The following is a 13,311-nucleotide window of genomic DNA, read 5'->3' on the forward strand; positions in this document are numbered from 1 at the left end:
GTCTCCCGTGGATGCGCGCGAAAATAGGAAGTGTAAGATGACTGAAGATTCAACTAATCCTGCGATTGCGATAGTCGGGATGAGCATGTGGTCCCCCGGTGCACATGATCTGCAAGGATTTTGGGAGAACGTCCTCGCGCGTCGGATGCAATTCCGAAAGTTTCCGGAGTCACGGATGTCCCTCGACGACTACTGGAGCGCGAGCCCTGACGACGTCGACAAGACATACGCCGATCGCGGCGCGTTCATGGATGGTTTCGAATTCGACTGGGTCGGTCGCCGGATACCGGAGCGGACCTTCAAGTCGACAGATCTCACACACTGGTTGGCTCTGGAAACAGCACTCGGGGCTTTGACGGACGCGGGCTACAGCCGAGGATCGGTACCCACTGGACGCAGCGCCGCAATCGTCGGCAACTCCCTCACCGGTGAAGAATCCCGGATGTGGTCGATGCGTTTGCGTTGGCCTTACGTCAAGCGCGCACTCGCTGTGGCAGCCGAAGCGCGCCAGTTGGACAGTTCCGTCGCCGATGCTCTCGCCGAGACGATGGAAGATGTCTACAAGGGCCCATTGGTGGAGCCGAGTGAAGACACTCTCGCCGGCATGTTGTCGAATACGATTGCCGGCCGGATCTGCAATTATCTCGACTTCAACGGCGGCGGGTACGTCGTGGACGGTGCGTGCGCGTCCGGAATGCTCGCGGTGGCGACTGCAGCCGAAAAGCTGGCGTCCGGCGCGGCCGACTTCGTCTTGGCAGGGGGAGTCGACGTCAGCTTGGATCCTTTGGAACTGGTGGGATTCGCCCGTTTGGGTGCACTGACCCGTGGCGACATGAACGTGTACGACGCAAGCCGAAGCGGATTCATCCCGGGTGAAGGTTGCGGATTCGTGGCCTTGAAACGACTCGAGGACGCCAGGGCGGACGGCGACTACGTGTACGCGACGATTCGCGGCTGGGGCATCTCCACCGATGGCAAGGGTGGAATCACCAAGCCCCGCGCCGAAACTCAGGCCGAGATGATCCGTCGCGCATACTCGCGAGCGGGATTCGCGGCCAGCGAGGTTGCCTTCGTCGAAGGACACGGAACTGGTACTCCCGTCGGAGACCCCGTCGAACTGGCCGGCGTCCAGCAGGCCGCTCAGACGGACGGGCCCGTCGAGGCTCGTAGCATCGGCATGACGTCACTGAAGTCGTTGATCGGGCACACGAAGGCGGCGTCGGGCATCCTTGCGCTGATCAAGGCGACCATGGCCGTCAATCAACGAATCCTTCCGCCGCTCGCCGGTTGCACCGACCCGAACCCGGCGTTCGGAACCGAAGCGCCGGCACTCTTTCCGCTCGTCAACGGTGAGATCAGAGATCCGTCCGAGAAGATGCGTGCCGGTGCGCAAGCCATGGGTTTCGGCGGTATCAACTGCCACGTCGCGATCGAATCGGCTGATGCACCATCCAGCAAGCTGACACCCTCGCAAGACGTCCGCACGATGATGGCGTCGTATCAGGACACCGAGGTTTTCGTACTTTCTGCAGATTCCGCGGTGGACTTGGCGACCCGAGCGCGGGATGTTGCAGATCTGGCGGTTCCGTTGAGTGTTGCCGAGCTGCTGGACTTTTCGGCGAAACTCTCTCGAGTGATCTCGCCGACCGCGCCCTTCCGTGCCGCAGTGGTGGCCGGACGTCCCGCGCAGTTGGCCGAACGCATGCGTCAGCTTGCCGTGATCTGCGAGAACTCCGCTCCTGCATCCGGTCAGGTGAAGGTCGTGAGCAACGAGATCTCGATCTCGAACGCCGTCCACCACGACATCGGATTCCTGTTCCCGGGACAGGGATCCCAACAACTAGAGATGGCGCGCGTGCTGATCGAGCGCTTCGAGTGGGCACGCGAACTGGCGACCGAGGCGGACGGCTGGTTGGAGGGAGTTGGAGCGGAGGCGATCACGCCTCGAATTCTGCGGAACCCGGTCAAGAGCGCTGACGCTGCGGAATTGGCGAAGTGGAAGCGGGATCTCGCCCAGACGCAGTTCACCCAGCCTGCCGTCGCTTTGGCTTCGCTGCTCTGGTTCGAGTACCTCCGCCGATTGGGTGTCACACCCAGTGCTGTCGCCGGCCACAGTCTCGGCGAGTTGACCGCGCTCTACGCGGCAGGAGCTTACGACCAGAAGACGCTGATCACCTTGGCTGCGGCGAAGGGTGCGGCCATGGCTGTCAGTGGTGGTGGAAACGGCGCGATGGCGAGCCTGACCTGCGACCGATCGACGGCTGAGGCGATCATCGCGGAAACAAAGGGTTACGCGACCGTCGCGAATCTGAATACGCCTACACAGACCGTGGTTTCGGGCACCAAAGACGCGGTCGACGATGTGGTTGCCATCGCGAAGACGCGCGGAGTGTCGGCTCAGGCGCTTGCCGTGTCGAATGCTTTCCACTCCGAGATGATGAACGAGGCCGAGCGGGAGCTGAAGTCCACTGCGCCCGTTGACGAGCAAGTCGATTCGCTGACTTGCCCCGTGTATTCCTGCGTCGAAGGGAAACGCGTACAGACGCCACTGGCACTTCGCGAATTGGTCACCAAACAGGTTGTCTCACCGGTCGACTGGGTCAAGACGGTAAGTGGAATCTCGCAGGACGTGGACCTGCTCGTCGAGGTCGGTCCCGGCCGTGTGCTGACCGGGCTCACCAAGGCGATCAATGGGACCGACGGCGTGCGCTGCTTCCCCGTTGCGTCCAAGTCCGGACGCGACGAGGACTTCAATGTCGCACTGGCCGCGATGTACGTACACGGCGCTCAGGTCCGATGGAACGAACTTTTCGACGGCCGGTTCGTGCGCGAATTCGTTCCTGCCGATCAGAAGGTGTTCATCGAGAACCTGGCCGAGGCGAAGCTGACGGTTACCTCTGCTCCCGAACCGCTCGCACTTGGTACGTCCGGCGGGGATCCGGCTACGGCGCTGGCCGATTACCTGAGCCGACGCGGGACCTTCCTCGTCGACGTCATTCGCGCGGATGTAGGCAGTGGAGCGACTTCTCCGTCTTCTCCATCTTCTCCATCTGCTCCGACTTCGCGGGCAGTCACCAACGGCCACGAATCCGTGGCAGTGAAAGCTCCTTCGCCGGTTTCGGCTCCGGTAGTCGAAGAGCCGGCTGACGCGGGCGCTGGGTCCGTGGAAAGTGAGCTGATCAGGATCCTCGCCGATACGACGGGATTCCCCGCCGAGTCGATCACGACGGATCTGCGTCTGCTCGATGATCTGAATCTCGACTCGATCAGTGCGGCAGAGGCTATTTCGAAGGTTGCGCATCAGTTCGAGGTTGTCGACCTCGACCCTGCCGAGTTGGCCAATGCCACGATCGGAGAAGCAGCATCGCTGATCCTTGCGGCATCACCGAATCCCGGTTCTGCCGTTCCAGCAGCGAGTTCGGTGCAGTCGGACGTGTCGCGAATACTGCTCGAGGTAATCGCGGAGGACACCGGATTTCCGGTGGAGTCTCTCGATGTGGATCTCCACCTGCTCGACGACCTGAACATGGACTCGATCAAGGCTGCCGATGCGATAGCAACTGTGGCAACGCGATTGGGTGTCCAGGGTGATCTGGATCCGGCCGAACTCGTCAACGTCAGCCTGGGTGAACTCATCGAAGTGCTCGATCGATCCGCGAAAGAGAAGTCGGGGCAGCAGCAGCCGGTTGCGCGGGCGCTGCCGGTGAAGGCAAAGGGTCTATCAGCCGACAGCTTCACCTGGGTTCGCGATTACACCCTGGAAAAGGTTCGGAGCGAGACAGCGTTGCACGGAGTCCGAGACCTCACGGACACGACGTTTGTCGTCATCGGTGACGACGCCGGTTTGGTCGGAAGGTTGGAATCCGAACTGCGAGGGCGTGGTGCTCAGGTCGACATTCGCACATTCTCCGACGGCGCTCCTGCGAATGCACAGCACGTGGTTGCCGTAATGCCGCGTGTGACCGATGATTCCGTCACCGAAATCGGCTTGCGCCGTGGGATCGAACACATGTACAAGATGGTTCCGGCGCAGCAAAGTGGAGGCGCACGAACCACATTGGCAGTGATTCAGTTCACCGATGTCGAGTTGGGCAATCCGGCGCCGGTATCGAGTGCGGCGGCTTTTGCCGCTTCGGTGCATCACGAGCGCCCCGAACTGGATGTCCGCGTCATAGGATTCGACGGCTCGACTGCGGACGCGGTGGTGGCAACCACCGTCGTCTCCGAGTTGGATTCGGTTGCATCCTATGTGTTCGCGACTTACGACACCGAGATGGGACGCACGGCACTGCAACCGCGGGTTCTCGCCTCGAGCGACTACACCGTCCGCGAGAGCGGGTTGGGGAGTTCGGATGTAGTGGTCGTGACCGGTGGCGCGAAAGGCATCATGGCGCAATGCGCTCTGGCTCTCGGCCGAAAGACAGGCGCCGAACTAGTGCTGATCGGAAGCTCTCAGCGACAAGCGGGTGACGAAATCGCTTCCACTCTTGCGGACTTCACGTCTGCCGGTTTGAGCGCTCACTACTATCGCTGCAACGTCACGGATGCTGCGGCGGTGGCCGGCGTCGTCGCCCAGATCGAGGTCGAGGTTGGGCCGATCACCGGGTTTGTCCACGGTGCGGGGGCGAATGTTCCGCGGCGGTTCGAGAGAGTCGACAGCGCTGCGGCTTTCAAGGAGGTTGCACCTAAGGTCCTGGGCGCAGCCAACTTCGTCGAAGCGCTCGCTGATCGTGACCTGAAGCTGTTCGTGGGCTTCTCCTCCATCATCGGATTCACAGGTATGCCCGGAAACAGTTGGTATGCATACGGAAACGAGCTTCTCGACGAAATGGTGGTGCGGTATGCCGCCGGGCACCCGAAGACTCGGGCGTTCTCGATCGCGTACAGCGTGTGGGGGGAGACCGGCATGGGCGCCCGCATGGGCAGTGTCAACCACCTCGCGAAGATGGGTGTCATGCCGATTTCCACGGCTGCGGGAGTGGATCATTTCCTTCGCCTGGTCGACAGCGGACCCGAGGCGAGTCGTATCGTCGTGACCAGTCGACTCGGCGGTCTCGACACCTGGGCGCCGGCAGCACCGGCTCTGCCGGCGGTGTCGCGCTACATCGACCAAGTGGTGACATTCGAGCCGCAGGTAGAACTGGTGACCCGGACGACGTTGTCCACCTCGGCGGATCCCTTTGTCCTCGATCATGTCTGGAAGGGATCGGCGCTGCTTCCGACGGTGTTCGGGCTCGAGGCGATGTCGCAGGCGGCGGCCTATGTCACCGGACGCGTGACTCTGGGCCGCGTCCGCATCGACGACATCAAGCTGGATCGACCGATCGTCGTCGACACGGTCGAGGGCACCAGAGTCGAGATCAAGGCAAGCGTCGTGGAGCAGGATCGTGATGCTGCAGGAACGCGGGTGCATGTCACGATCGGCACCGAACGGACCGGGTACGGACGGCCCCATTTCTCGGCCGACTTCATCTTCGGGCTGGACGAAACACTGCCGGAGTTCGAGAAGGAGTTGCCGCGACCGGTGCTCGACATCGATCCGTTGGACGATCTCTACTCGTGGTTGCTGTTCCAGGAGGGCGATTTCCGCCGACTCGAAGAGATCTCGAGCCTCGATTCCGAGCACATTCTCTTCAGCGCTATTTCGCGAGCCGACCGTAAGCAGCACCTCCTCGGTGATCCCTACTTCCTCGATTCCCTGCTCCAATCGGGTCAGATCATGGTTCCGCGGGAGATCTGCCTTCCGGTCAACATTGCGCGAATCGACATGTACGACGGACGATTCGAGGCTCGTTCGTTCACCGCGTACGCCTACGACAAGGTGCAGACAGAGACCCACATGCAAGCCGACGTGGCGGTGGTGAAGGACGGACGAGTGGTGATGCAGCTCGAGGGATATCGCTCCCAGATTCTCTCCCACGACGAAAGCCGTCCTACAGCTGAGGAAATCGCGGATCCGACTGCGCGCGACGCACAGATCATTCTCGACAAGCTCGCGCAACACAGCCGGGCGTTGGGAGTGAAGAGCCCGCGGGTTGTGGTCGCGCATACCCCGGGGATTCACGAGTTGACCAAGTCGGAACGCCACGAGCAGGAGAAACCGATCGCCGAGGCGGCCGTGAACATTCATCTCGATGAGGATGTGGTGATCAAATGAGTAATGCCTTTGCCATCGAATGGCAGGAAACCGGAAAGCCCGTCGTCGTCGGTGATATTCCGCCCTCTGTGGATGTCTCGCTCTCGCACGACGGCAGCAAGTCACTCAGTTCGGCCGGCGACTGGCCTCAGGGGTGTGACATCGAACCGATTCGCTCCCGAACCGCCGTGCAGTGGAAGGCGCTTCTGGGTTCGGCGCGGATTCCGCTGATGGACGAGTTGATCGCAGGCGGCGAATCACTCGATCGTGCGGGAACCAGGCTGTGGGCGGCGGCCGAGGCGATCCGAAAGGCCACGGGGCAGATGTCGGTTTCTCTGGCGATGGGCGCCAGGGAGGACGACGCAGTGACCTTCCGCGGCGGCGCAGAGGGAAGCGTGGTGGTTCTGACTTTTCCAGCTCTGTTGACGGACAACGAGGAGCGGATTCTCGCGTTTGTGACTCATGAGGAGGATGCGGAGGAACCGGCGCAGGACCCGGCACCGCAGTTCGACTCCGGACCGTTGTCGGCGAAGTCTCTCGCGCAGTTCGATCCGATGGCCTACGGCTCCGACGTGCATGTGGTGGCCCGGAGCGGCTATCCGGCGGTGTCGATCCGGTTCCCCGTCGGGTTCCGGGACGCGTGCAACGTCGGTGGATCAGTGGGGTTCGCGAGCTTCGCGCTGTGGTTGGGCGCTTTGCGAGAGAGGGGAACCGGACCGATCTCGAAGCAGATCGTGGAGGACATGGCGACGGGTCGTTGGGGCATGGTGACCAACAACTCCGAGGTGTTCATCGATGCGAACCTGTACACCGACGACATTGTCGAGGGGACGATCTGGATCACCGAGCTCACCGGTCCGGATCGTGCAACCACCAATCTGCATGTCGAATGGTGCCGGGTCGACGGCGAGACGCGCACTCACATCGGGTGGAGTGCGATGCAGACGACGTGGGTGGAAATCCTCTCCCACGGTGTGGTGGCGGCACGGCCGATGCCGCAGTACTTCCACGATTTCATCGAGCCGATGACGATTCCGACGGGGACGAAGAACATCGCTGTTCCCACCGAACCGAAGAACGTCGATCGTGGTTCCGTGATCCGCTCGGCTCCGATGGTGCCGCGCAATCCGTACCTGCTCGAATCCGAGGTGTTCTCGACGACGTTGCAGGACGGAAACGTCGTGGGCAACATCTACTTCGGCAACTATTACATCTGGCAGTCGAGGGTTCGGGACAAGTTCCTGGTCCGTTCTCAGCGTGAGGCCATGGCGGCCAGAGGCGCTCTCGGGGAACTTCGTTGTGTGCACACCAGGGTTGAGCATCTGCGCGAGGTCATGCCGTTCGACGACGTCCTGGTCACGATGTCCTTGTCTGCCCTCTACGAGAGGGGGATCGACCTCGAGTTCGAGTACTTCAAGGTCAATGAGGACGGATCACGGGAGAAGCTCGCGATCGCTCGGCACAGAACTGTCTGGACGATGCCGGGCGCTCCGGGAGAACTGGAAATCTCTCCGCCGTCGAAACTTTCACAGTCGCTGATCGATTCGGTGCTGGAGGCGATCGACGGAAAGTAGGCGGGGGATTTTCCGAGATCGAAGTGGAGAGACGGGTTGCGTTTTCCTTGCGGGAGAACGCAACCCGTTTCGATGGGGAGGGGAATGTATGGGTATCGGGGTTTCCAGAAGATCGGTTCTGAAAGGGTTGGTAGTCGGCACAGCGGCTGTTGCTTTGGGTGCAAAGGCAGGTGCTGCTCCGGCGGGGAGTGTGGATATCGAGTCTCCGTTGATTTTTCATTCGCCGGAGTTCGAGCCGTTCTGTGACGAACTACATTCGTTGTCAACGCTTTCCGGAAACGAGATCACACTGACAGCGCAAGTGGGGCAACATGCCTTTCATCGGGATTTTCCCTCGTCCCCAGCACTGTCGTACCGCAGCGGAGAGATCGGTGGCGGTTATCTGGGCCCTACCGTCGAGGCGCATTCCGGCGAGCCGATCATGTTGACGTTCGAGAACGATCTGACCGGACATCCGTTGGCAGCGGACATGGATATGACGCTGCATGGAATGCAGGCAGACTTTCGCGCTAACCCGCCGACGTCGTTGCACTTGCACGGAGGAGTCACTTCACCTGAGAGCGACGGCCATCCGGAGCTGCTGGTGATGCCGGGACAGGCTGCGATGCATCACTTTTTGCACGGTCAGGAAGCCGCCCACCTCTGGTATCACGATCACGCGATGGGCATCACCCGGCTCAACGTCTACGCCGGTCTGATCGGCAACTATCTGATCAGGGATGAATTCGACACCGGCAAACTGGGAAATCCGTTGGGGTTGCCGGCCGAGGAATTCGAGATCCCGTTGATCCTGCAGGAGAAGATCTTCACGCCGACAGGCGCCCAGAACGGCCGATCCACCATCTTGATCCCGGAAGGATCGTGGGAAGGCGGCGCGGTGGGCGACGTCGGCTTGGTCAACGGCAAGGTGTGGCCGGAACTGTCTGTGGCTCGGGGCCTTTACCGCTTCCGCATCGTCAATGCGGCGTCGGCAAGTGTGTGGAATCTTCACTTCTCGAACATGATGACGTTCTGGGTCATCGGCAACGACGCCGGAATGCTCGACGCACCCGTCGCGGTCAATGCCTTCCGCTGCGCACCGGGGGAGCGGTACGACCTCCTCGTCGATTTCACCGGACTGTCGGAGGGTTCGACGGTGGAGCTTCGCAACGACGAGGCGCCCCCGCTACCTGCCGCTGTCATCGGTGAAGTGACTATGCCGCTGTTCTGCCGGTTCCGCGGTGACGCCAGGCGCGGATTCACCGGTGGTGTTCCGTCGCAACTGCGCGGTGGGCGCCGGCAACGTGACGTTCTCGCCCCGTTGGAGCAGCCGACGGTAATTCGCACGGTGACGGTGAGCCAGCAACTGGAACTGCGGAATCCACCGGCTCAGATGACGTTGAACAACCTGACGTTCAGCACCACGGACGTCGAGAGGCCGCGGCAAGGCACCGTCGAGCAGTGGAACATCGTCAACACCACGCCGGACCCGCATCCGATACACCTGCACTTGGTGAATTTCCGGATTCTCGGCAGAACACCGATGCGGACGCTGGAGTACTTGATCCGCCATCCTCAGCCGGTGATCGGCAACAAGTGGACTCCGTCGCCCGACGGGTTCGAGGCGGGGCCGATGATCGCGCCGGCGCCGTGGGAAGCGGGGATGAAGGACACCGTCAGGGTGGACGGCGGCACTGTCACCCGGATCATCGTGCGATTCCCCACCGCGGATGAGCTGGGTTTCGATCCCGACGCGATGTTCGATCGTCTTCCGAGCGGTGTGATGACGGGTAGTGGGATGACGGGCGGTGGGCGCCACGATATGGCTGATTCTGGTCGACTCCAGGGATACGTGTGGCATTGCCATCTACTCGATCACGAAGATCACGACATGATGTTGCCGTATCGCATCGTGCCGTGAGTGCTTCCGGGGGCGCACCCGAAATGAACCGAAGCGGGCAGGCGTTCGCGCACCTGATCACCTCGGTCACCTAGCAGGATCGCTTCGGTCCTTCCCATGAATTTGGAACACGTTCTACAGTGAAAGGGCTGAGGTCTGTACCTCGGCCATGCGCCACCACCGACGGTGGCGCGGACGATCTGCAGACCGGTTCGACGAATTACACGGAAGGAACACCTCACAGTGACCACAGAGGCATTCATTTATGAAGCCATCCGTACCCCGCGAGGCCGCGGCAAGAAGACCGGGTCGTTGCACTCGGTCAAGCCGATCTCGCTGGTCACGGGTCTGATCCAGGAACTGCGCGTGCGCTTTCCCGACCTCGACGAGGACCGGATCTCCGACCTCATCCTGGGCGTCGTCACCCCCGTTGGCGATCAGGGAATGGACATCGCCCGCGTTGCAGTCAACGATGCGGGACTGCCCGACACCGTCGGCGGCGTTCAGCTCAACCGTTTTTGCGCTTCCGGCCTCGAGGCCGTGAACATGGCTGCTCAGAAGGTTCGGTCCGGCTGGGACGAACTGGTGATCGCCGGTGGCGTCGAGTCGATGTCCCGCGTTCCGATGGGATCCGACGGTGGACCGTGGGCACTCGACCCCGCCACCAACTACGACAACTACTTCGTGCCGCAGGGCGTCGGCGCAGACCTCATCGCCACCATCGAGGGCTTCTCGCGTGACGACGTCGACGCATACGCCGTGCGCTCGCAGGACCTCGCCGCCAAGGCGTGGACCGGCGGATACTTCGCCAAGTCGGTAGTGCCGGTCAAGGACATCAACGGCATCACCATCCTCGACAACGACGAGCACATGCGTCCGGGCACCACGGCAGAGAACCTCGCCGGCTTGGCTCCCGCGTTCGGTGTGATCGGTGAAATCGGCGGATTCGACGCCGTGTCGCTGCAGAAGTACCACTGGGTCGAGAAGATCAACCACGTTCACCACGGCGGTAACAGCTCGGGAATCGTCGACGGCGCTGCCCTCGTGCTCGTCGGTAGCGAGCAGGCCGGCAAGGACATGGGTCTGACGCCGCGCGCTCGCGTCGTCGCCACCGCCACCAGCGGCGCCGACTCCACCATCATGCTCACCGGCCCGACGCCGGCGTCGAAGAAGGTTCTGGCAGCTGCCGGCCTGACAGTCGACGACATCGACCTCTTCGAGATCAACGAGGCATTCGCTTCCGTCGTCCTGAAGTTCCAGAAGGACCTGAACATCCCGGACGAGAAGCTCAACGTCAACGGTGGCGCGATCGCCATGGGTCACCCGCTCGGTGCAACCGGCGCGATGATCACCGGAACGATGGTCGACGAGCTCGAGCGTCGTGGCGGCAAGCGCGCCCTCATCACCCTGTGCATCGGCGGCGGTATGGGCGTTGCCACCATCATCGAGCGCGTCTGACGCGGCGTCCGTCCTTCCAACGAGGCTTACCAGGAGTCAAGCAAAGTGACTGATCAGAACATCATCAACTGGGACCAGGACGCCGACGGCATCGTCGTGCTCACCATCAACGATCCCAACCAGGGCGCAAACACCATGAACGACGCGTACATCGCGTCGATGAAGGCCACCGTCGACCGTCTGGTCGCCGAGAAGGACTCCATCACCGGTGCCGTCATCACTTCCGGCAAGAAGACCTTCTTCGCCGGTGGCGACCTCAAGAACATGATCAAGGTCGGCCCCGAGCAGGCCGAGGAGATCTACAACCACAGCGTCGAGATCAAGGCAGACCTGCGTCGTCTCGAAACTCTCGGCAAGCCGGTCGTCGCCGCCATCAACGGTGCGGCGCTCGGCGGTGGCCTCGAGATCGCTCTCGCGACCCACCACCGCATCGCGGCAGACGTCAAGGGCGTCAAGATCGGCTTGCCCGAGGTCACCCTCGGCCTGCTGCCCGGCGGCGGCGGCGTCGTGCGTACCGTGCGGATGCTCGGCCTGCAGAACGCGCTCATGGGCGTCCTGCTCCAGGGGCAGCAGCGTGGACCCGTTCAGGCCAAGGAAGTCGGCCTCATCGACGAGGTCGTCGGCTCGGTAGAGGAGCTGGTTCCGGCTGCGAAGGCATGGATCAAGGCCAACCCCGAAGGCGGCGTTCAGCCGTGGGATGTCAAGGGCTACAAGATCCCTGGCGGAACTCCGTCCACTCCGGCATTCGCTGCCAACCTTCCGGCGTTCCCCGCGAACCTGCGTAAGCAGCTCAAGGGCGCTCCGATGCCGGCTCCGCGCGCCATCATGGCCGCAGCCGTCGAAGGCTCGCAGGTCGACATCGACAACGCGCTGCTCATCGAGGCTCGCTACTTCACCTCGCTGGTGACCGGCCGCGTCGCGAAGAACATGATCCAGGCGTTCTTCTTCGACCTGCAGTCGATCAACGGCGGCGGTTCACGTCCGGCAGGCATCGAGAAGTCCACCATCAAGAAGGTCGGCGTCCTCGGCGCAGGCATGATGGGCGCGGGCATCGCGTACGTCTCCGCGAAGGCCGGCTTCGACGTCGTCCTCAAGGACGTCAGCATCGAGGCTGCCAACAAGGGCAAGGCGTACGCCGAAGGCATTGAGGCCAAGGCGCTCTCGCGTGGCAAGACCACGCAGGAGAAGTCCGACGCACTCCTCGCCAAGATCACCCCGACGGCTGACCCGGCAGATTTCGCCGGCGTCGACTTCGTCATCGAAGCAGTCTTCGAGAGCCAGGAACTCAAGCACAAGGTGTTCCAGGAGATCGAGGACATCGTCGATCCCAAGGCGCTGCTGGGCTCGAACACCTCGACGCTGCCCATCACGGGTCTCGCCACCGGCGTGAAGCGTCAGGAAGACTTCATCGGCATCCACTTCTTCTCGCCCGTCGACAAGATGCCGCTGGTGGAGATCATCCGCGGTGAGAAGACCTCCGACGAGACTCTGGCTCGCGTGTTCGACTACGTCCAGGCGATCCGCAAGACGCCGATCGTGGTCAACGACTCGCGTGGCTTCTTCACCTCGCGTGTCATCGGAACCTTCATCAACGAGGCCATCGGCATGCTCGCCGAGGGCGTCGAGCCCGCCACCATCGAGCAGGCCGGTATGCAGGCCGGTTACCCGGCTGCGCCGCTTCAGCTTTCGGATGAGCTCAACCTCACCCTCATGCAGAAGATCCGCAAGGAATCTGCCGACGCCGCCAAGGCCGAAGGCAAGGAACTGCCGGCAGATCCGGCCGGCGAGGTCATCAACACCCTCGTCGAGAAGTTCGATCGTAAGGGCAAGCTCGGTGGAGCCGGCTTCTACGATTACGCCGAGGGCAAGCGCACCGGCCTGTGGTCCGGACTCCGCGAGAACTTCAACTCCGGAACCTCCGACGCCCCGATCCAGGACCTCATCGACCGCATGCTGTTCATCGAGGCGATCGAGACGCAGAAGTGCTTCGACGAGAACGTCCTGATCACCACGGCGGACGCCAACATCGGCTCCATCATGGGTATCGGATTCCCGGCCTGGACCGGTGGCGTTCACCAGTTCATCGTCGGCTATGAGGGCGGCACGGCCGGCTTCGTCGCTCGCGCAAAGGAACTCGCTGCGCAGTACGGCCCGCGGTTCACCCCGCCGGCTTCGCTAGGGGCATAGCCCCCGTGCGCCTTTTTGGTAGTTACGGCTACCAAAAAGGCGCACAGGGGTTCATCCCCAGCTGGTGAGTTATCCAC

Annotated in this window: 5 protein-coding genes; all 5 read left to right on the forward strand. The window is 62.2% G+C overall.

The features are described from left to right. Positions 1–37: 37 nt before the first annotated feature. The 5 genes from P0M12_RS14160 to P0M12_RS14180 all read left to right on the forward strand — a co-directional run bounded on the left by P0M12_RS14160 (position 38) and on the right by P0M12_RS14180 (position 13,234). Positions 38–6,157: a type I polyketide synthase gene (locus P0M12_RS14160; protein ID WP_277377860.1), complete on the forward strand. Its 6,120-nt coding sequence runs from the start codon at positions 38–40 to the stop codon at positions 6,155–6,157. Then, a complete protein-coding gene (locus P0M12_RS14165; RefSeq protein ID WP_277377861.1) occupies positions 6,154–7,710 on the forward strand; it encodes a hypothetical protein in 1,557 nt (518 codons plus the stop codon). Before P0M12_RS14160 ends, P0M12_RS14165 begins: the two co-directional genes overlap by 4 nt. Before the next feature lie 88 nt (positions 7,711–7,798). After that, positions 7,799–9,610 (forward strand): multicopper oxidase domain-containing protein, encoded by a 1,812-nt coding sequence (locus P0M12_RS14170; RefSeq protein ID WP_277377862.1) that lies wholly within the window; start codon positions 7,799–7,801, stop codon positions 9,608–9,610. A 222-nt stretch (positions 9,611–9,832) separates the two neighbouring features. Further along, complete coding sequence (locus P0M12_RS14175) at positions 9,833–11,047, forward strand: acetyl-CoA C-acetyltransferase (protein WP_007731553.1); 1,215 nt, start codon at positions 9,833–9,835, stop codon at positions 11,045–11,047. Between the two features lie 45 nt (positions 11,048–11,092). Beyond that, complete coding sequence (locus P0M12_RS14180) at positions 11,093–13,234, forward strand: 3-hydroxyacyl-CoA dehydrogenase NAD-binding domain-containing protein (protein ID WP_003943799.1); 2,142 nt, start codon at positions 11,093–11,095, stop codon at positions 13,232–13,234. Positions 13,235–13,311: the final 77 nt, after the last annotated feature.

The sequence above is a fragment of the Rhodococcus sp. RCBS9 genome (assembly GCF_029457415.1).
In the GTDB taxonomy this organism is placed as follows: Bacteria; Actinomycetota; Actinomycetes; order Mycobacteriales; family Mycobacteriaceae; genus Rhodococcus_F; species Rhodococcus_F qingshengii.